The organism is Moorena sp. SIO1G6 (genome assembly GCF_010672795.1).
In the GTDB taxonomy this organism is placed as follows: Bacteria; Cyanobacteriota; Cyanobacteriia; order Cyanobacteriales; family Coleofasciculaceae; genus Moorena; species Moorena producens.
Genome location: NZ_JAAHFZ010000010.1, coordinates 31,498 through 50,378 on the forward strand (window position 1 = coordinate 31,498; position 18,881 = coordinate 50,378).

At 42.0% G+C, this 18,881-nt stretch carries 12 protein-coding genes and 1 pseudogene; 7 read left to right on the top strand and 6 right to left on the bottom strand.

Features of this window, described 5'->3' with window-relative positions; translation table 11 throughout:
- Window positions 1-94: 94 nt before the first annotated feature.
- Both F6K63_RS11635 and F6K63_RS11640 read left to right on the top strand, forming a co-directional pair.
- Window positions 95-1,084 carry an ABC transporter ATP-binding protein gene (locus F6K63_RS11635; RefSeq protein ID WP_287312176.1) on the top strand — a complete coding sequence of 330 codons (990 nt, stop codon included), beginning with the start codon at window positions 95-97 and terminating at the stop codon, window positions 1,082-1,084.
- Between the two features lie 255 nt (window positions 1,085-1,339).
- Window positions 1,340-2,137 carry an ABC transporter permease gene (locus tag F6K63_RS11640; protein ID WP_008180488.1) on the top strand — a complete coding sequence of 266 codons (798 nt, stop codon included), beginning with the start codon at window positions 1,340-1,342 and terminating at the stop codon, window positions 2,135-2,137.
- A 55-nt stretch (window positions 2,138-2,192) separates the two neighbouring features.
- On the opposite strand, the gene F6K63_RS11645 is transcribed toward F6K63_RS11640, so the two are convergent.
- The gene (locus tag F6K63_RS11645) at window positions 2,193-2,342 is read right to left on the bottom strand and encodes a hypothetical protein (RefSeq protein WP_154659694.1); all 150 of its coding nucleotides are present in this window, start codon (window positions 2,340-2,342) and stop codon (window positions 2,193-2,195) included.
- A 429-nt stretch (window positions 2,343-2,771) separates the two neighbouring features.
- Here F6K63_RS11645 and F6K63_RS11650 point away from each other — a divergent pair, with 429 nt between their 5' ends.
- A complete protein-coding gene (locus tag F6K63_RS11650) occupies window positions 2,772-3,707 on the top strand; it encodes a pyridoxamine 5'-phosphate oxidase family protein (RefSeq protein WP_287312177.1) in 936 nt (311 codons plus the stop codon).
- A gap of 170 nt (window positions 3,708-3,877) precedes the next feature.
- On the opposite strand, the pseudogene F6K63_RS37770 reads toward F6K63_RS11650, so the two are convergent.
- Both F6K63_RS37770 and F6K63_RS11655 read right to left on the bottom strand, forming a co-directional pair.
- A pseudogene (locus F6K63_RS37770) lies at window positions 3,878-3,991 on the bottom strand (toxin-antitoxin system HicB family antitoxin); the annotation flags it as partial.
- A gap of 88 nt (window positions 3,992-4,079) precedes the next feature.
- Window positions 4,080-5,996, bottom strand: coding sequence for a protein kinase domain-containing protein (locus F6K63_RS11655; protein ID WP_287312179.1), 1,917 nt, complete (start codon window positions 5,994-5,996; stop codon window positions 4,080-4,082).
- A 789-nt stretch (window positions 5,997-6,785) separates the two neighbouring features.
- On the opposite strand from F6K63_RS11655, the gene F6K63_RS11660 reads away from it, so the two are divergent.
- A complete protein-coding gene (locus F6K63_RS11660; RefSeq protein WP_071107783.1) occupies window positions 6,786-8,360 on the top strand; it encodes a GldG family protein in 1,575 nt (524 codons plus the stop codon).
- Between the two features lie 197 nt (window positions 8,361-8,557).
- A complete protein-coding gene (locus F6K63_RS11665; RefSeq protein ID WP_287312183.1) occupies window positions 8,558-9,241 on the top strand; it encodes a restriction endonuclease subunit R in 684 nt (227 codons plus the stop codon).
- A 64-nt stretch (window positions 9,242-9,305) separates the two neighbouring features.
- Here the strand turns inward: F6K63_RS11665 and F6K63_RS11670 are convergent, their stop codons facing one another.
- The 3 genes from F6K63_RS11670 to F6K63_RS11680 all read right to left on the bottom strand — a co-directional run bounded on the left by F6K63_RS11670 (window position 9,306) and on the right by F6K63_RS11680 (window position 11,721).
- Window positions 9,306-9,533 carry a hypothetical protein gene (locus F6K63_RS11670; protein ID WP_071104197.1) on the bottom strand — a complete coding sequence of 76 codons (228 nt, stop codon included), beginning with the start codon at window positions 9,531-9,533 and terminating at the stop codon, window positions 9,306-9,308.
- Window positions 9,534-9,692: 159 nt separating this feature from the next.
- Complete coding sequence (locus tag F6K63_RS11675; protein WP_071104196.1) at window positions 9,693-10,676, bottom strand: RpnC/YadD family protein; 984 nt, start codon at window positions 10,674-10,676, stop codon at window positions 9,693-9,695.
- A 103-nt stretch (window positions 10,677-10,779) separates the two neighbouring features.
- Window positions 10,780-11,721 carry an RpnC/YadD family protein gene (locus F6K63_RS11680; RefSeq protein ID WP_287312185.1) on the bottom strand — a complete coding sequence of 314 codons (942 nt, stop codon included), beginning with the start codon at window positions 11,719-11,721 and terminating at the stop codon, window positions 10,780-10,782.
- Window positions 11,722-12,162: 441 nt separating this feature from the next.
- On the opposite strand from F6K63_RS11680, the gene F6K63_RS11685 reads away from it, so the two are divergent.
- Together F6K63_RS11685 and F6K63_RS11690 are read left to right on the top strand one after the other, a co-directional pair.
- The gene (locus tag F6K63_RS11685; protein WP_287312187.1) at window positions 12,163-13,464 is read left to right on the top strand and encodes a P-loop NTPase fold protein; all 1,302 of its coding nucleotides are present in this window, start codon (window positions 12,163-12,165) and stop codon (window positions 13,462-13,464) included.
- Window positions 13,465-13,614: 150 nt separating this feature from the next.
- A complete protein-coding gene (locus F6K63_RS11690; RefSeq protein ID WP_287312188.1) occupies window positions 13,615-18,519 on the top strand; it encodes a WD40 domain-containing protein in 4,905 nt (1,634 codons plus the stop codon).
- Window positions 18,520-18,881 lie beyond the last annotated feature (362 nt).

Below are 18,881 nucleotides of genomic sequence, written 5' to 3' on the forward strand. Positions count from 1 at the left end.
AGTTTATTAACAATACTTAATAGTTAATATTCAACACCTAACATTTAACAGATAATACTTAATACCTAATACTTAACACGTAATACTTAAAAATATGATAGAAGTAGAGCATCTAAGCAAAATCTATGGCACCACCCCAGGGATAGAGAATGTTACTTTCAGGGTTGAACCAGGAGAAATCCTAGGGTTCCTTGGACCGAATGGTGCAGGGAAAACCACTACCATGCGAATTTTGGCAGGTTATTTACCAGCAACCCATGGTACTGCCCGAATTGCTAATTATGATGTTCATGAAAATTCTATGGCAGTACGACGCCGAATTGGTTATTTACCGGAATTTCCGCCACTGTATCCGGACATGACCGTTGAAGGATTTTTGCACTTTGTTGCCCGTATTAAAGGTGTTGCTGCAGGCGATCGCACTACTAAGGTCAAAACTGCCATGGAGCGCTGTAACATAACGAGCAAGGCCAAGCTACTGATCCGCAAGCTTTCTAAGGGCTTCCGTCAACGGGTGGGTATCGCTCAGGCGATTGTACATGACCCACCGGCCATCATTTTAGATGAACCTACAGTCGGTCTTGATCCTCGGCAAATTATTGATGTCCGTAACTTAATTAAGAGCCTTGCTGGTGACCATACTATTATCCTCTCAACCCACATTCTACCAGAAGTGAGTATGACCTGTAGCCGGGTAGCTATCATCAATGAAGGCAAAATTGTAGCAACAGATAGTCCAGAAAAGTTACTGGCGGAGTTAACCGGGGGATCAGGTTATGAATTAGAAATAGATGGTGATGCACAGGAGTTACAGAAATTATTACAAGTTATACCAGGAGTTTGCCTGGTGGAACTGGTTAATGATCACAATTTACCTGGCGGACGATCTTTATTCCACATCGTATCAGCACCGGGAGCAGAACCCGCACGGGATATTGCAGCTGTGACTGTGGGAGCTGGTGTAGGGATATACGAAATGCGACGGACTCGCGCTACTCTGGAAGATGTCTTTTTGAAACTGACTACCACCGAAAAACCACTGCCTGAACCAGATCCTGATTTACAGGAGTCTGATGAAGGATGAAGGATTAATAATGAAGAATTAATAATGAAGGATTAATAATGAAGGATTAATAATGAAGGATGAAAGTTATTTTTAACCCCTTTCAAGAAGTAACATTAAACTAAATAATAGTAATCGTTTAACTAACTAACCTTCAACTTTAAACCTTCAACTTAATTAACTAACCTTCACCATTGAAGCTTCACCATTGAACCTTCAACCTTAAACCTTAAACCTTAAACCTTCAACCTTAAAATTACTCTATACAATAAAAAAATGATTATAATTAGCAATATATTAGCCATTTTTCGTAAAGAATTACAGGGCTATTTTGCTTCACCATTCGCTTATGTGATCGCTGGTGTATTTTGGTGGCTGTCTGGCTCCTTTTTTGTGGAAATTCTTTTGGATCAAGAGGGCATTATTAACCAAGTGGCAACGGCAGAACAATTGGGTTTACCGATACCACCAGTGGATGTTGCCTATGTATTTTTGCGTCAATTCTTGGAAGTGATGGGTTCACTGTCGTTATTTGTGTTACCAATTCTGTCGATGGGACTCTATGCTGAGGAACGCAAGCGCAGGACTTTGGAACTTTTGGCAACTTCTCCACTAACGAATTGGGCTGTAGCCGTGGGTAAACTCTTGGGAGTGGTGACATTTTATAGCTTTATGGTGCTACCCTTACTTGCCTATGAAGCGATCGCATTTAGTGCTACAGACCCCCCCGTTCAACCTATCCTACCCTTACTAGCCCACGTTGGATTAATTTTACTGGCAGCATCGGTGCTTTCTCTGGGGATGTTCATTTCTTCCCTAACTGATAGCTCAATTTTGTCAGCAATCCTCACCTTTGCTTTGGTTTTGGGACTTTGGGTGATTGATTTGATTGCTAAAAATGTTAGTGGACCGCTTGGAGAAGCCTTAGGTCATTTATCGTTGTTGGAAAATTATAAAAATCTGATTCAGGGTGTTTTGGATACTAGTAGTATAATTCTGTTTTTGAGTTATATCTTTATCGGTATTTTTCTAACTGCTCAGTCTATTGATGCATTGAGATTTCAGCGTTCTTAGTATGTAAGTATTCAGCGGTCAGCGGTCAGCGGTCAGCAGTCAGCGGTCAGCAGACTTAACTCAGATTAAACGAATGCTTACCTGTTGTCTTGATGCAATAGCGAGTGGGGGAAACCACGGCAATAGCGAGTGGGGGGGACCCCCAAGACCGCGCTGCCTCCCCAAGACCGTAATGGTGCGTTTGACCCGTAATTAAATTCGCCACGGGTCGCACCTCTGCATCGCTTATTCAAAAGCACCTCAAGTAGCGTGGCCATTCCCGTAGCGTGGCCAAAGGCTGATAGCTGAATGCTTTCCTCAAAACCTACCAATTTCTTACAGCAATTTCTGACATCGAACTAAGACTAGTCATTGTCAGTTAAACAACACCAGACAAAACTGAGACAAAAACTGAGACATTTTGCTCTTGTCTTCCTAGTAGTCTGACATTATAGAAAGTTCAGGGATAGGCAACTATTGACCTAACACCCCTGACTGGTTGTATCCTGTCCGGTGCTGGGTGATAGTGTTCTTTAGCCCAAATCTGGACAGTTTTATATTTTAAAGACAGACAGATTAGATACAGAAATATACAGAAATTCTGTGTATAAGAAAACTGCTGTTTTCTGTCTCACTATCCCCACAGGAGTAGATTATGAGGTTTCACACTGGAGAGATTGCTGTTCAAACTCGGGCTGGGGTAAGGGAAAAAGCGGAGCAACTCAGCTCGATGATTACTCCGGTGATTAGACCTGCTGCTCAGATGCTCCTGACAACCCAACAATTAGCGATCGCTAGTAGTGTGGATACCAATGGCTTGGTTTGGGCATCACTGCTGACTGGTCAACCTGGTTTTGTCCAAGTTTTAGATAATCAAACTGTTGAGATTAACTGTATCCCGATCGATGGGGATCCGTTGTACGAAAACTTGGTGAAAAATGGAGTACTGGGACTTCTGGTGATTGACCTGACTAGCCGTAAACGATTGCGGATGAATGGCTTGGCTAGAGTAGAAGGCCAAGGGCAGATTATGATGCAGACCACTGAGGTATTTTTCAACTGTCCCAAATACATCCAGCTGCGTCATCTAGAGACTGATACCCCTGAGTCAACGCAGCCAAATGAAATTCGCAGCTTTGAGGCTTTGACCACAACCGAGCAAGACTGGATTACCCAATCTGATACCTTTTTCATTGCCAGTTTCAATCCAGAAACTGGGGCAGATGCCTCTCATCGGGGTGGATATCCGGGATTTATCCAGGTGATCAGTGATCATCAGCTAGTGTTTCCCAATTATGCTGGCAATAATATGTTTCAAACCCTAGGTAACCTGACAGTGAATCCCCATGCTGGTCTGCTGTTCATCGATTTTGAGCGAGGCAATACCTTACAACTAACAGGAACAGCCGAGGTGATTTGGGATCAGTCACGATTCACTACCGTTCCAGGAGCGCAACGGTTAGTGGAGTTTCATATTGACCAGGTCTTAGAGACAACTAATGCTAGCCCTATACGCTGGCGCTTTGGAGAGTATTCTGCCGCTAATCCTGCGGTTAAGAAGGAGAGTTTACCAGATGCCCTGGTTGTTTAACACAGGCAACAGGGAACAGGCAACAGGCAACAGGCAACAGGCAACAGGCAACAGGGAATGAAAAAGCTGATCACATAGCGCTGCATCACTTTTATGATCATGTTTTCGTCAATTCTTCATCCGAATTTCCGAGAGCCGAAGTTCTCTGTTCCCGACAACTGCCGCGAAGTCTAGTCTGTCAGAGCATCAATCAAAGCATCAAGTTTAGCCAGTATTCTTAAGGCTTCTTCTGGGTTGCCAGTTGCACTCATTGGTTTAAATCTGGTATGGGCATCAAATTCTGCTCCCCTCTCCCCAGACTATTCCCCCTGTTCCCTATTCCCTGTTCCCTATTCCCTGGGCACAGCGCTATAGTTTTTAGCTAACCTGCCACTACTTAACTCTTATTCCTTGTGTTTTGAGAGTGATTAGTCTAATTCCTGGATTATAAGTATAAACACGTCGAAAACTAAGTGTAATCACTGATGCATTAGGAGCTAGTGGTTGTTTTAAGGTGATATAACCTTTAGTTGGTGTCCTAGAAGGCATGACTGTTCCATCCCAACTAGAGCCTGAATAACCTCTATAATTATTTCCTAAGTTATCAACGGCGATAAAATCTGAAAATCTGCTATCTTTATTATTGTAATTATAAGCTTTAAAATAAATTTTTAATTGGCCATTTTTCCACTTTTCTATCTTATCAACGACGAAGCGAGCGCCATTAACTTGTGGGGATGACCAATAATTTCTAAAAACTTGAGGGATTTGGCTTTGCCATTCAGCAATTAATCGTTGTGCTTCTTGATAAGATGGCGTAGGGTTATGAATCCGTTTGGCGATGGATATTGCTTGACTATACTGTCGCTGATTAGCATAGTGATTTGCCTTGATAATCAGGTTTTCTCCTTGTATTTCTAATTCAGCAGCTAGTCTTTCTAATTCAGCAGCTTTTAGTTTGGTTTCAGCAGTGTTAATAATTTGGATTGCTTGCTCCTGGAAACGTTCAGCCTTAACCTGTGCTGCCATTGCTTTGGCTTGTTGCCATTTACGTTTCTTTAGGTCTTGTTGAGCTTGTTGAATTAAATTTTGCTCACTTTGCCATTGCTTCCATTGAGTAATTAACTGTTGTGCTTCTTGGTAACTATTACTCTCAGAAGGTATTTTTTTAGCTTCAGTAATTGCTTTATAGATAAGTCTGGGGTTCTCTACTAGTTTAGTGGATTGATTTAGTTGTGCGACAGAACAGTCATTTAAGAGGCATATCGATTTTTCATTGATGCTCAAAAAATCCGGAACTTCTTGAGCTAAGTTAATACATTTTTCATAGTCTCCATTGCTCCAATGCTGTTGAATTTTACTTACTACTAGTTGCTCAATTTGGTTTAATCCGTAGGTAAGACCTAACCCTAAACTAATTACAGTAACTATAGCAGAACTTAGTCGTTTATTCAGGTTCTTTACTTTCAGTTTATTGCTAAACTCGGCTATTACTTTTCTTTGAATTGACTGTGGTGATGGAACCGATTTAAAAATACGTTCTAGATTGGCAAGACGCTTTTTAGGGTCAGGTTCTACCATTTTGTCTAGGTATTTAAGAAATTCTTTGCTATAACCTGAAGCTAAATGCTTGAATTTTATACGATGATTGCTTAAATCAATTAAATTACTAATTTCCGCCGTTTTAATTCCGGTTACCAAACAAACAAGTGTCACTCCTAAACTATAAATATCTGATGCTTTATTGAGGGGGTGATTATATAATTGTTCTGGTGGCATAAATCCAGCTGTGCCAGCCATAGTAGTACTTCCATTAATTGAACCATAGGCAAGTTTTGATAAACCAAAATCAATTAAGTAAACCCGCATTTTGTAATCTAACAAAACATTTTCTGGTTTAATATCTCGGTGAATTATCGGATTATAAAAATGCTGGATATAATCCAAAATTCCGAGCATTTGAACGGCAATTTGCTGAATTTGCTCTGGTGTAAAGCTTGGGTATGCAGACAAAGGTTGAGCATTTTTGTACTCCTGTACTAAACAAAAACCACCTTCAGGAGCAAAGGAGTCAAGATAGCGAGGAATCCTAGGATGGTGTAACTGTTTTAGTACCTTAATCTCATTTTCAATGGATTGGTAACCATGCCAGCTACTGTTATATTGAGCAAATTTAAATAGCTTGATTACAACTTTTTGCTGAGTTTTAAGATGAATGGCTTGATAAGTTACTCGACCACTGTGATAGTTCTGACCTAATGTTTTTTTGACTTGGTAGCCATAGTTATAAAAATCAGGAAATTCACTCATCGAATGTAGGTTTGTGCATCAGTTACAAAATGTATACGGTTTATAGTACTCCAACTTCAACAAAATAATAACGGATTGAGTTTTAAGTAATTGAAAGCCCAAGTCTATTTAGAGTTTGCGCTGATAGTGACCTGAAAGCTAGAGCTGGTAAGTATTGTGGAGCACTTGTGGCCCCCCAGTAAGTTTATACAAACTTTATATTTAAGCAAAGCCTTTATACAAAGTTTACAAAAAAACTATGAATGATAATCTTTTTATGGATAAAAATATTGTCAACTTATTCACCAATTTATAAACCGAACTAATAGTGTGGCTGGATGTGTGGAATCACTACTGAATGCTGAGTACTGAGTGCTGAGTGCTGATACCTGATAGCTAAATAATTATCTGATAGCTAAATAATTAGGACTTATGAAAATTAGTTATTTTAATTTTTCAATCTATAGCTGTCCTATGATTACCCGCTGAAGTTCCATGGGATGCTAACCATTGAGCCGCTACGCGATGCTAACCATTGAGCTGCTAAGCGATCGCATAATTACCATCTTAAGTTCGATGCGATCGCATAATTACCATCTTAAGTTCGATGCGATCGCATAATTACCATCTTAAGTTCGATGCGATCGCATAATTACCCTCTCAAATTCGATGCGATCGCATAATTACCCTGTGAAACCCCCTAACGCCTAACCCCTAAGCCTAACCCCTAAGCCTAATGCCTAATACCTAGGGGGTTAAGCTGAATGCTTACAATCAGTAATGATAGTTGCAGCTCCCGTGAGGTTTGAGATGAAGACAAGCAAAACCAAGAAGTATCTCCTTTACCTTTTCTGGCTCGGGCCACTACTGACCATGGCGGGAATCACTGTCAGGATTATTACTGAAAAATGGTCCCCAGACGCATTAGGGTTACTGATTGCTGGTATTGTCATTAGTCTTGTGGGGCTAGTATTTTTAGCCCAGTTGGCCCCGAAATTTTGGCAAAGCCGTTCTACCCAAGTCGGAACCAATGCTATTATTTCTACCGTAGCTATGTTAGTGATTTTAGGGCTGATTAACTTTTTAGGGGTGCGCTATACCCAACGCATCGATTTCACAGAAAATCAGTTATATACTCTGTCACCCCAGTCCCAGCAAGTGGTGCAAAATTTACGACAGCCCCTTAAGGTTTGGATCTTTAACCCACAACCCAATCCAGATGACCGAGAGTTGTTAGAGAACTTTCGTCGGTATGGGTCAAACTTTGAATTTCAGTTTGTTGACCCTCAGCTAAAACCAGCACTAGCTCAGAAATTTGGTGTTCAGTCTATCGGAGAAGTTTATCTACAATATAAAGACAAGCAACAATTATTGCAAGCTGTTAATGATACCCAACCTCTGTCAGAAGCTAGTCTTACTAGTGGTATCGAAACCCTGACTCGGGAAATTTCGGTTAGGGTTTACTTCCTCCAAGGTCACGGAGAAAAATCCTTAGCAGAAGTAGAAGGAGGATTATCTGAGGCCGTACGTGTTCTAGAGGATAAAAATTTTACGGTTCAACCCCTTAACCTAGGTGAACGCTCAGAGGTTCCAGCCGATGCATCAATCGTGGTTAGTGCAGGTCCGATGCGAGCATTTTTAGAAAAAGAAGTCAAAGGGTTACGTAACTATCTATCTAAGGGTGGTAGCTTACTATTGATGCTCGACCCTGATACTAATCCTGAATTGGATAGCTTTCTCAAAGACTGGGGAATTAAGCTAGACAGTAGGTTAGTGATTGACCCGTCTGCTCCAGAACGTTCCTTAGTGCTTGGTGCAGCAACTCCCATGGTCACCAGCTACGGGAATCATCCTATTACCAACGAATTTGCCGACGGATTTTCCTTTTATCCCTGGGCGCGATCGCTCTTAATTACCCCAGTAGATGGTATCCAGGAGACTCCTCTGCTGATTACCAATGACAGAACTTGGGCTGAGAGCAATCCTAAACAGCAGCCACTGGAATTGAATCCAGAAAGCGATCGCCCTGGTCCGTTAATCCTAGGTGTAGCCTTAAGCCGCCAAGGGGAAGGGATTGATCAAGCTACTCCTCAAGAGGATGGTAACAAAAAGACCTCTTCATCTCGTCTAGTAGTCTATGGTAACTCTAATTTTGCCACCAATGGTTGGTTTGATCAGCAATTAAATGGTGATGTTTTTCTCAACACCATTAGCTGGTTAAGCAAGCAAGATGATCAAGTCCTATCTATCCGCCCTAAAGAACAAAACAATCGACGGATTAACCTAACAGCAATCCAGGCTGAGTTACTGGGTTGGACTGCCCTGTTACTTATGCCCTTAGTCGGGTTTACCACAGCTGGGTTGGTATGGTGGCAACGCCGTTAGCATTGATAACTGATATAACTATAGGAAAGGGAACAGCGGATGTGGGAACAGCGGATGTGGGAATAGGGAGTAGGGAGCGGTGCGACCCTAGGCGAATTTAATTCGCCTAGGGAAAGCGCAGCGTAGGGAATATGGCATCAATAATTTTCACAATTCCTACACGGATCCCTATCAACCTATCATAATCCTATAAACCTATGATAATTCTACAAGCTAGTCACCTATCTCTAGAAGATGTGCATCATACCTTTGGCTTTCAACGGCAATACAATAGTTCATTAACTTCCCGGTTATCCCTAGACACTATCACTGAATTTGAGCAACGGGAATTGGAACAAATTAGGACTGATTTTGATAATTACTTGATCGCAGGTAAAGTATCTGAAGGACTGGTAAAAGCCCTAACTGTTTTTCCCTTACTGCGATTAGCTGGCTTCTATCGCTCTCCAATAAAGATTTCCTTGGAAGAAGGGATTGCTGATATTGATATTCAAGACCAGGATCCCAAAATTACTGGCAGACTAGATATTCTAGCAATTAACAAAGCTCAACAGACAGTAGATAAAGTATCGTTTTGGGTCTTAGTTATCGAAACTAAAAACAGTCTAGGTGCGCTTTCCGTTGCCGAATTAAATTCGCCACGGGTCGCACCTGCTGATGTATCCGTTGGGTTACCTCAATTACTGACCTATGCCTATAAGAGTTTAGACCATCAAGACTCAGTTTGGGGACTATCGACTAACGGATACATTTATCAGTTTATTTATATCCAAGCTGGCAATCCTCCGATTTATCAGTTGATGCCAGTATTAAACCTGATGGAATCGGAGTCATCGATTAAATTACTACAAGTTATTAAAGCTATAGCGCTTCTAGATTAACTCTCAACTTAAACGGCTATAGTTTTTAGTTAAACTGGGATTTTTTAGTCTGTTCAACCCAATTTTACTGCCGAAAGTAGGCAACAATTCCATAAACTGAATTGTCACCACCTCCTAGGGGTGCTGTTGAAACAAGTTCCCATTTCTCTTGAGCCATGTGGGTTAAGAAATTTACCCACAGTTGATCCTTCCATTCAGGACGTTCTTCACCCTCTATACGAAGCCATCTAATTTCTTGAGTCAAGCCTCTTCCCTTCCAAGCATAAACTACGCTGCAATACTTTGTTGACATGACGTTTTAAAATTAAAATAGCATTTCCCAATCAATTAGAAAAACCGATGCAGTGCCGCGCTGCCTCAAGATAAGGATAACCGTTTTTTCCATTACCCAAATTTCTTGCCTGTTGCCTGTTGCCTCTTGCCTCTTGGCAATATCCAAGCCCGACTATGTTCACTCTCCAAATCTAGTCAATAATTCTAGTCGAGACAATTGTAATAGTAGGGGGGTAAATTCTTCTGGAGAGAGTGCCATCAATGGCTCAATGATTGCCAGCAGTTCCTGGTCTAGTTCACCAAAACGGCTACGCAATAAGTAAGTGACCATACTACGGCGTTCGTTTTGCTTGCCCTGGACTAGTCCTTCTTCTTTGCCCTGGACTAGTCCCTGGACTAGTCCCTCTTGTTTGCCCTGGACTAGTCCTTCTTGTTTGCCAAGCTCGGTAGCCAATTCCAGTCGTTGTTGATATATCTGAGATAATTGCATGATTAACTCCCGGTCATCTTCCTCAAGGTCTTGATTTTGTTTGATACGTGCCTCTAAGATCGCCAGCATGTCATATACTAATTCTAGGATATTGTCTTTGTGCTGACTCCCGTTCGGTAGGGATTTCAATTCCTCAATGGCTTGCTGTTGCACTCTACCTCTACCGAGAATTCTCAACCATAAGGTTTCCGGTATCACTGGTAGTTGGTGAATCGCCACAATGGCGGTATACAAGGATTTCCCTAGAAAGTAGATACCCTTGGGATAATTAACTAGATCTGGTTGAACATTGAAGCTTTCTAAAAACTCTTCCGAAGCGGTTGGGGAGAGAATCCATAAACGAGGCAGTTGGGTGACCCTAACTTGGGCATTAGTGCGTTTAGCCTGACGAAAAACTTGACCATGAACCTGCGCCAGTTTACCGATACAACTGAGCACCTCAAATTTACTAACTGGGTTGCGGAACGGTTCAAATATAGCAGGAGTTGTGGCCAGTTTTCCGAGTAATCCTAGGCTTTGTCCATTAGTGGTTAGTGGCTGGGATGGCAAAAAGTAAACATCAATTTCTTGAACTTCCCCAGGCACTTTCCAGCTTGTTTCCACTTTTCCCAATGGGTCGAGGAGTTCTTTCAGACATTGTTTGGCAAATTGGTCATGGACGTTTCTGGTCATGGAACACCCTGATAACTATTGATTTAATTAGTATTTAATTAGTAGTTAAGTAATAAGCGGATGATCGAGCTAGTCCACCGGCACGACATTGGTGATTAATCACCTAATTTTCCTCTCTAAATCGAGTCAATAATTCTAGTCGAGACAATTGTAAGAGTAGGGGGGTAAATTCTTCTGGAGAGAGTGCCATCAATGGCTCAATGATTGCCAGCAGTTCCTGGTCTAGTTCACCAAAACGGCTACGCAATAAGTAAGTGACCATACTACGGCGTTCGTTTTGCTTGCCCTGGACTAGTCCCTGCACTAATCCTTCTTGTTTGCCAAGCTCGGTAGCCAATTCCAGTCGTTGTTGATATATCTGAGATAATTGCATGATTAACTCCCGGTCATCTTCCTCAAGGTCTTGATTTTGTTTGATACGTGCCTCTAAGATCGCCAGCATGTCATATACTAATTCTAGGATATTGTCTTTGTGCTGACTCCCGTTCGGTAGGGATTTCAATTCCTCAATGGCTTGCTGTTGCACTCTACCTCTACCGAGAATTCTCAACCATAAGGTTTCCGGTATCACTGGTAGTTGGTGAATCGCCACAATTGCCGTATACAAGGATTTACCCAGAAAGTACATCCCCCTGGGATAATTAACTAGATCTGGATAAGCATGGAAGCTTTCTAAAAACTCTTCCGAAACCGTTGGGGAGAGAATCCATAAACGAGGCAGTTGGGTGACCGTAACTTGGGCATTAGTGCGCTTAGCCTGACGGAAAACTTGACCATGAACCTGGATCAGTTTACCGATACAACTAAGCACATCAAATTTAGTGACTGGGTTGCGGAACGGTTCAAAAATAGCAGGGGTTGTGGCCAGTTTTCCGAGTAATCCTAGGCTTTGTCCATTGGTGGTTAGTGGCTGAGATGGCAAAAAGTAAACATCAATTTCTTGAACTTCCCCAGGCACTTTCCAGCTTGTTTCTACTTTCCCCAGGGGGTCGAGGAGTTCTTTAAGACATTGTTTGGCAAATTGGTCATGGACGTTTCTGGTCATGGAACACTTTAAAGACTATAGGAAAGGGAGTAGGGAGTAGGGAATAGGGAGTAGGGAGTAGGGAGTAGGGAGTAGGGAGTAGGGAGTAGGGAGTAGGGAGTAGGAAAAAATATCGCTTATTTATAATTAGTATAAGCGATAATTATTCAGTTTTTTTTAATAAACTTTAAATCATAAAAACTGTTATTTTTAAAATAAATTACCATGAAAATCAAGGGTAATTTAGCATCATAATAAAAACTGGCCAGATTTATTTCCTACTCTTCCTTCCTGTTACCTGTTCCCTGTTCCCTGTTCCCTAGGACCGACTATTTATAAATTTTCAACCGAAAATGATCTAAAATAGAGTGGGTGCATAATGCCAGCTAGGATGAACGGTTCCATGTTCCAACCGCAGCTTGGTACAGAATAGGGAAAAAACTCTACCAATATAAAATTAATATGACCGATTTACAAACGTTTTACCGAGCTACCAACCCCAGTAAAACCTTAGCGGTGGACAATGAGGAGGATCGCAAGTATTACATTGATTTATCTTCAGTACGCGGCGGTCAGATTATTGAAAAACTTAGAAAAAAGATTGCTATCTTTTCATCTAATCAGCCTACCTGTGAACTGTTTACTGGACATATTGGCTGCGGCAAGTCTACGGAGTTGCTCAGGTTAAAGCTGGATTTAGAACGGTCAGGATTTCATGTGGTTTACTTCGAGTCAGATCAAGACTTGGAAATGAGCGATGTTGATATCAGTGATATTTTACTGGCGATCGCCCGTCGAGTTAGTGAAAGTCTGGAAGGCGCTGGCATTAGCCTTCAAGCAGGTTACTTCCAGAAGTTATTTGGCGAAGTCAAAGATATCTTAAAAACACCGATGGAGCTATCGGATGTAGAATTTTCTGTAGGGATTGCCACCATTACCAGTCAAGCCAAAGCTAGCCCTAAGCAGCGGGATAAGTTGAGAGGATATCTAGAGCCTAGAACCACTGGACTTATTGAGGCCATTAATCAGGAGGTGCTGGAGCCTGCTATCAAGAAATTGAAACAGACCGGGAAAAAAGGACTAGTAGTAATTGTCGATAACCTTGACCGCGTGGACTCTATTCAAAAGCCCTTTGGTCGTCTTCAGCCAGAATATTTGTTTGCGGATCGAGGCGCACAGTTGCGGGGACTGGGCTGTCACGTGGTTTACACTATTCCACTGTCCCTGCGCTTTTCCAATGACTTTGGGATGGTGACTGAACGGTTTATGACCGACCCCAAAGTCCTGCCAATGGTTCCTGTAAAGTTACGCAACGGTAGTAAACATGAACAGGGAATGGCACTGCTGCGACAGATGGTGCTGGCAAGAGCATTCCCAGATTTAGAGCCAAACCAGCGTCTGACTAAAATTACAGCAATTTTTGACAGTGCTGAAACCTTAGACCGTTTATGTCTTGCTAGTGGCGGTCATGTGCGCAATTTGCTCCGGTTTCTCAATGAATGGATCATGGAGGAAGGAAAACTACCCCTTTCCCGTAATGGTCTAGAACGTATGATTAAGGCTCAGCTTCATAAACTTGTCTTAGCGATCACTAATGATGAGTGGGATTTACTGGGTAAAGTAGCTAAGGAGAAGAAAGTGACTGGAGATGATGGATACGAAATATTAATCCGCAGTCGCTTTGTTTATGAGTATTATGATCAAGAAGAACCTTGGTTTGATGTTAATCCGATTTTGGCAGAAGCTAAAGAACTAAAGCTATAGCATTTATAAATAGTTTGACCTGGTGGTGCGTTACGGGACGGACTATCGCAACGCTGGCGCTTGAGCGAAAAATAAGGACAAGTCCGCCCCTAACACACCCTACGCACCTCCCTGTTCCCTGTTCCCTGTTCCCTGTTCCCTTTGCGATATATGAGTGCCTCCGATAAAACCAAAGAGGTTGCTGCCTACAACGACCGTGCGTTGCAAAGATTGGCTTGGGCAATTGAAGCTTCTCAGGGGCAATTTTCGCTGATTTTTGCACACTGTAACTATACCTATGTACAGCAGCAAATGACTGAGGGGCTCCGAGAAACCTGTTCTGTTCAAATCCGCGACGTTGTGCTAAAAAAGTCTGATAGCAGACTTTATAGCAAGATTCGGCAGGAATTAGGTGATCAGCAGCCAGGGGTTGTGATGGTCTTTGGCTTAGAGGCTGTTGATGATATTGATAGCTTGCTGGCTGCCACTAACCGAGTGCGGGAAGAGTTTCGGAAAAATTTCCATTTCCCCCTAGTGCTGTGGATTAATGATCAGGTTCAAACCAAATTGCTTCGGGTTGCTCCTGATTTGGAGAGTTGGGGCACAACTAGGGAGTTTCAAACCCCTCCTGATTCCTTATCTTATGAATTAATCTATACTCTCTCTCAAAAAGCCAAGGAGATATTGACTAACTTTCCAGACTCTGATCCTGACAAATTTTTGTATGAGCTAAATCGGGGGATAGATGATCTATCAGAATTTGAGTCAGCTTGGCAAGATTTACAACATCACAACCAGGAAATAGAACCAGAGTTAGAAGCTAGTTTTTACTTGATGGTAGGTCGCAATTACTATGCTAAACAACAGTTTGAAGAATCCTTACGTTACTTTCATAAAAGCTTAGATCTATGGCAAAGACTAACCCGCTGCGATTGGCAAGGCATGGTTTTATTTCATATCGGGTTGTGTCCTTATGGAAAACCTGAACCACAAAATTTAGTTGAACAATGTGTTGATAGTTTAGCTCAGATATCTGATCAGGATTTAGCTAACCGATTGATTACTCAATTTGCCAGAGTCTTGCAACGCTTACAACGATGGGCAGACTTGGAAACCTTAGCCCAAAGGTCTCTAACACTGCATAGTGCCAATGGTAAGTCAATTGAGTTAGCGAAAGATTATGGTTTTCTGGCGGAGGTGGCTTTAGATAAATTAGCTTGGACTGAAGCTAAGGGATTAGCAGAGCAAGCACTCTCCATCCTGAAAACTAGTTTGTCGCCTGAATCAACAGCAACCTCATCCAAACAAAAAGCAAAATTAGATGGGATTCAATCCTTTGATAAAGCTTGGTATTTATTATTATTAGCAAGAGCAGAAAAAGGTCTTTGTAAGTATCAAGACAGTATCAAGTATCTCGAAATAGCTAAAGCAGAAACTCCAGCCCATTATGCTCCAGAGCTTTATATTATGATTTTGGCAAGCTGGCGAGAATTATACCTTGAAAAGGGTGACTATCTAGCTGCTTTTAGAGTTAAACAAGAACGAATATCCATTGAGCAACAGTTTGGCTTGCGAGCTTTTATCGGTACAGGGAGATTACAGCCAAAACGCAGAAGAGCTAAGTCTCAACTTCCAGCCCTTGAGCAGCCGGAAATGGTTGCAGATGAAATTATTGCTTCTGGTAGACAACAAGATATCAATAATTTGCTCGAAAGAATTGGCAATACTAGTTGTAAATTAACTGTTATTCATGGACCATCTGGAGTTGGAAAAAGTTCCTTAATCTATGCAGGATTAGTTCCAATTCTCAAGCAAAGAGCTATTGGTCAACGAGATGTATTGCCAATTGCCATACGAGTCTATACTGACTGGGTTAGGCAGTTAGGCGAGTTATTGGTTAATGCACTAAGAGCAAGAGGGCTTAGTCTTTCTGTTGAAGCAGATTCAGTAACTAGCATCTTGCAACAGTTGCAAGAAAATGGTGACCGAAACTTACTAACAGTTTTAATTTTTGATCAGTTTGAAGAATTATTTGTTGCTGTCCCAGATATAGTCGATCTTAATCTTTTATTGGAATTTTTAAAAACAGCAATTGACTATATTCCTTATACTCAAGTGATTCTGTCATTAAGGGAAGACTATCTACACTATCTCTTAAAATTTCAACGTTCAAAAAAAATAGATACTATCAATTACATATTAAGCCAAGATATACTTTATTATCTAGGAAACTTTTCTCAAGAAAATAGTGATAATTTTATACAACATGTAACAACTAAACTTCATTTGTATTTGGAAAATGCTTTGATTAATCAACTTGTAAATGATTTAGCAGGAGAGCTAGGTGAAGTTCGTCCCATTGAGTTACAGATTGTGGGATTACAATTACAAGAAGAGAAAATTTATAAACTGGTTGAGTATCAAGCAATCGGTTCTAAACAAAAGCTATTGGAGCGATTTTTAGCTGGAGTTGTTAAAGACTGTGGTTATTGGAATGAACGTGAGGCAAGACTAGTTTTATACCTCCTAACAGATGAAAATAACACTCGACCACTCAAGTCAAGGGCAGAGTTAGGATCGGGTTTATTCGATCTCGGAGTAGGAGAGATAGAAAACCTAGATTTAATATTAGAGATCTTCGTCAACTCAGGATTGGTTTTACTTTTGCCAGAATTTTCGACTGCGCACTATCAATTAGTACACGACTATCTTGTTCCTATTATTCGTCAATCGACAGGAGCTTTAATAATCACTGAATTGGAACAGGAGAGACTAGCAAGAAAAGAGGCGGAACGAAGTAAATTAAGACTAGAAGAGGCGTTTTTTAAAAGCCGATTTAGAGCATCAATTGTCAAAAAAATGATTATTATGGTAGTATTAATACTATTGACCGGACTACTATTTGCGAGACAAGTTAAAATACTAAAGACTCTTGCTCTTGCTCAATCCTCAGAAGCCCTATTTAACAGAAATAGGGAGTCACTTGATCCACTCATATTAGCTTTAAAGGCAGGAACACAACTTAAGTCAGCAATCGCAGTAGGAACCAATACCCGCACTCAGACTTTAGCTGCATTACAGCAAGCCCTTTATGGAGTCAGAGAGCGCAATCGTTTGGAAGGTTATGACAGTTGGGTTAATAGCGTCACTTTCAGTCCTGATGGTGAAATCCTTGCCACTAGCATTGCTGATAGTACGGTCAAACTTTGGAGGGGAGATGATGAAATACTAACCGTTCTCCCAGGGCATACAGATACAGTCAATAGCGTCAGTGTTAGTCGTGATGGTGAAATCCTTGCCACTGGCAGTGCTGATGGCACCGTCAAACTCTGGAGTATAGACGGTCAATTACGACACACCCTCCAGGGGCATGAAACTGAGGTTACAAGTATCGGTTTCAGCCGGGACGGTCAGGTGATTGTCAGTGGTAGTCGCGGCGGAATAGTAAGATTGTGGGACAGACAGGGCAACCCAATTGGGCAACCCTTTGCAATACAGAACGCTAGTATTACGAGTCTCAGTTTCAGTCCTGACGGTAAGGTGATTGCCAGTGGTAGTAGCAACGGAATAGTAAGATTGTGGGACAAACAAGGCAACCGAATTGGGCAAACCTTTATGGGGCATAAAGCTGATGTTACAAGTATCAGTTTTAGCCCTGATGGTCAGACCCTTGCCACTGCTAGTCTGGATGGAGCTGTTAGACTTTGGAATCTTCAAGGAAAGGAAATTCTTACTTTCCAGAGTTCTGGTGCCACAATCAACAGCGTTAGCTTCAGTCTTGATGGTCAGACAATTGCCACTGGCAGTTTAGATGGAACTGTTAAGCTTTGGAGTCGGGAAGGTCAGGAACTCCAAATCTTGCGGGGTCATAAGAGAGGGATTGCAATTATGAGCTTTAGTCCCGATGGCAAAATTTTAGCCACCGCCAGCAGAGACTTGACCGTCAGACTCTGGAGCGTTGAGGACTATGATCTCAAAACCCAAACCCTATTTGGACATAAGGCTGTGGTTGATAGCGTCAGCTTTAGTCCCGATGGTCGCACAATTGCCACTGCTAGCTTCGATGGAACTGTTAAAGTATGGGAACGAGACGGTACACTAGTCAGTACCTTAGAAGGACATCAAGGTGCAGTCATAAGTCTTAGTTTCAGCCCTGATGATAATGTCATTGCCAGTCTTGGTTTGGATGGAAGTGTCAAACTCTGGAAACTAGACGGTACACTAGTGAAGACCTTAGAAGAAAATCAAAATCCAATCATAAGTTTTAGTTTCAGCCCTGATGGGAAATTCCTTGCCAGTGCTGGTTTGGATGGAACGGTAAAGCTATGGAGTCTGGAGGGTAAACTAATCAAAACTATTGATGCCCATAAAGCTAGTGTTTACAGCGTCAGTTTCAGCCCTGATGCACAATTATTTGCCAGTGCTAGTAACGATGGAACCGTAAAACTCTGGAATTTAATAGGTCAACAACTGGCAACTCTCAAGGGACATAACGATGATTTTGACAGTGTCAAGTTCAGCCCTAATGGCAAAATCATCGCTACTGCTAGTAAGGATGGAACCCTTAAACTCTGGAATTTGAGCGGTGAAGAACTTGAAACTCTCAAGGGGCATAGTGCTGCGGTGATTAGCCTCAGCTTTAGCCGTGACGGTCAGACCCTTGCTACCGCGAGTCTGGATGGAACTATTAAACTTTGGAATTTGCAAGGTCAACAACTGGCAACTCTTAAGGGACATAGTGGTGTAGTCAATAGCCTCAGTTTTATCCCCTACGGTACCATACTTGCCAGTGGTAGTAGTGACGGGACAGTCAAACTCTGGAGTCTTCCGGAGGGTAAAGTACTCCAAACCCTCAAGAGTAGTGGTGCTGCGATCAATAGTGTTAGCTTCAGCCCTGACGGCAAGACTCTTGCTACGGCTAGTGAGGATAAAACTGTAATGTTATGGAATATCGATCTAGCTCTAAGTAGTCTAGATGAGCTACTGCGACGTGGTTGCGATTGGGCTGGGGATTATCTAAGGAATAACCCGAATGTAAGTGAACGCGATCGCACTGTTTGTGAAGGCATCAACTAAAACGCGATTGACCTTTGGTCACGCTTCGCGATCGCACTCTTTGTCGAGGTATCAACTAAAACGCGATTGACCTTTGGTCACGCTTTAGGCTTTGCCGACGCTGCTTGAGGTGCGAACGCACTGGTCCGATTGTGATTAATCCGTTGGTGGGCAGTGCCTACTTTGGCGATTGCTAACCACATGAATCGGTCGAAAGCACTGCCCACCCTACATCAACTACTAAAACGCGAATGCACTGTTTGTCGAGGCATTCACTAAAACGCGATTGACCTTTGGTCACGCTTTAGGCTTTGCCGACGCTGCTTGAGGTGCGAACGCACTGTTTGTCGAGGTATCAACTAAAACGCGATTGACCTTTGGTC

Bases quoted from the DNA above. Each gene is read 5' to 3' on its own strand.
- F6K63_RS11665 (WP_287312183.1), top strand. From the start codon at position 8,558: ATGATAATTCTACAAGCTAGTCACCTATCTCTAGAAGATGTGCATCAT.
- F6K63_RS11640 (WP_008180488.1), top strand. From the start codon at position 1,340: ATGATTATAATTAGCAATATATTAGCCATTTTTCGTAAAGAATTACAG.
- F6K63_RS11690 (WP_287312188.1), top strand. From the start codon at position 13,615: ATGAGTGCCTCCGATAAAACCAAAGAGGTTGCTGCCTACAACGACCGT.
- F6K63_RS11635 (WP_287312176.1), top strand. From the start codon at position 95: ATGATAGAAGTAGAGCATCTAAGCAAAATCTATGGCACCACCCCAGGG.
- F6K63_RS11685 (WP_287312187.1), top strand. From the start codon at position 12,163: ATGACCGATTTACAAACGTTTTACCGAGCTACCAACCCCAGTAAAACC.
- F6K63_RS11680 (WP_287312185.1), bottom strand. From the start codon at position 11,721: ATGACCAGAAACGTCCATGACCAATTTGCCAAACAATGTCTTAAAGAA.
- F6K63_RS11660 (WP_071107783.1), top strand. From the start codon at position 6,786: ATGAAGACAAGCAAAACCAAGAAGTATCTCCTTTACCTTTTCTGGCTC.
- F6K63_RS11650 (WP_287312177.1), top strand. From the start codon at position 2,772: ATGAGGTTTCACACTGGAGAGATTGCTGTTCAAACTCGGGCTGGGGTA.
- F6K63_RS11675 (WP_071104196.1), bottom strand. From the start codon at position 10,676: ATGACCAGAAACGTCCATGACCAATTTGCCAAACAATGTCTGAAAGAA.
- F6K63_RS11655 (WP_287312179.1), bottom strand. From the start codon at position 5,996: ATGAGTGAATTTCCTGATTTTTATAACTATGGCTACCAAGTCAAAAAA.
- F6K63_RS11670 (WP_071104197.1), bottom strand. From the start codon at position 9,533: ATGTCAACAAAGTATTGCAGCGTAGTTTATGCTTGGAAGGGAAGAGGC.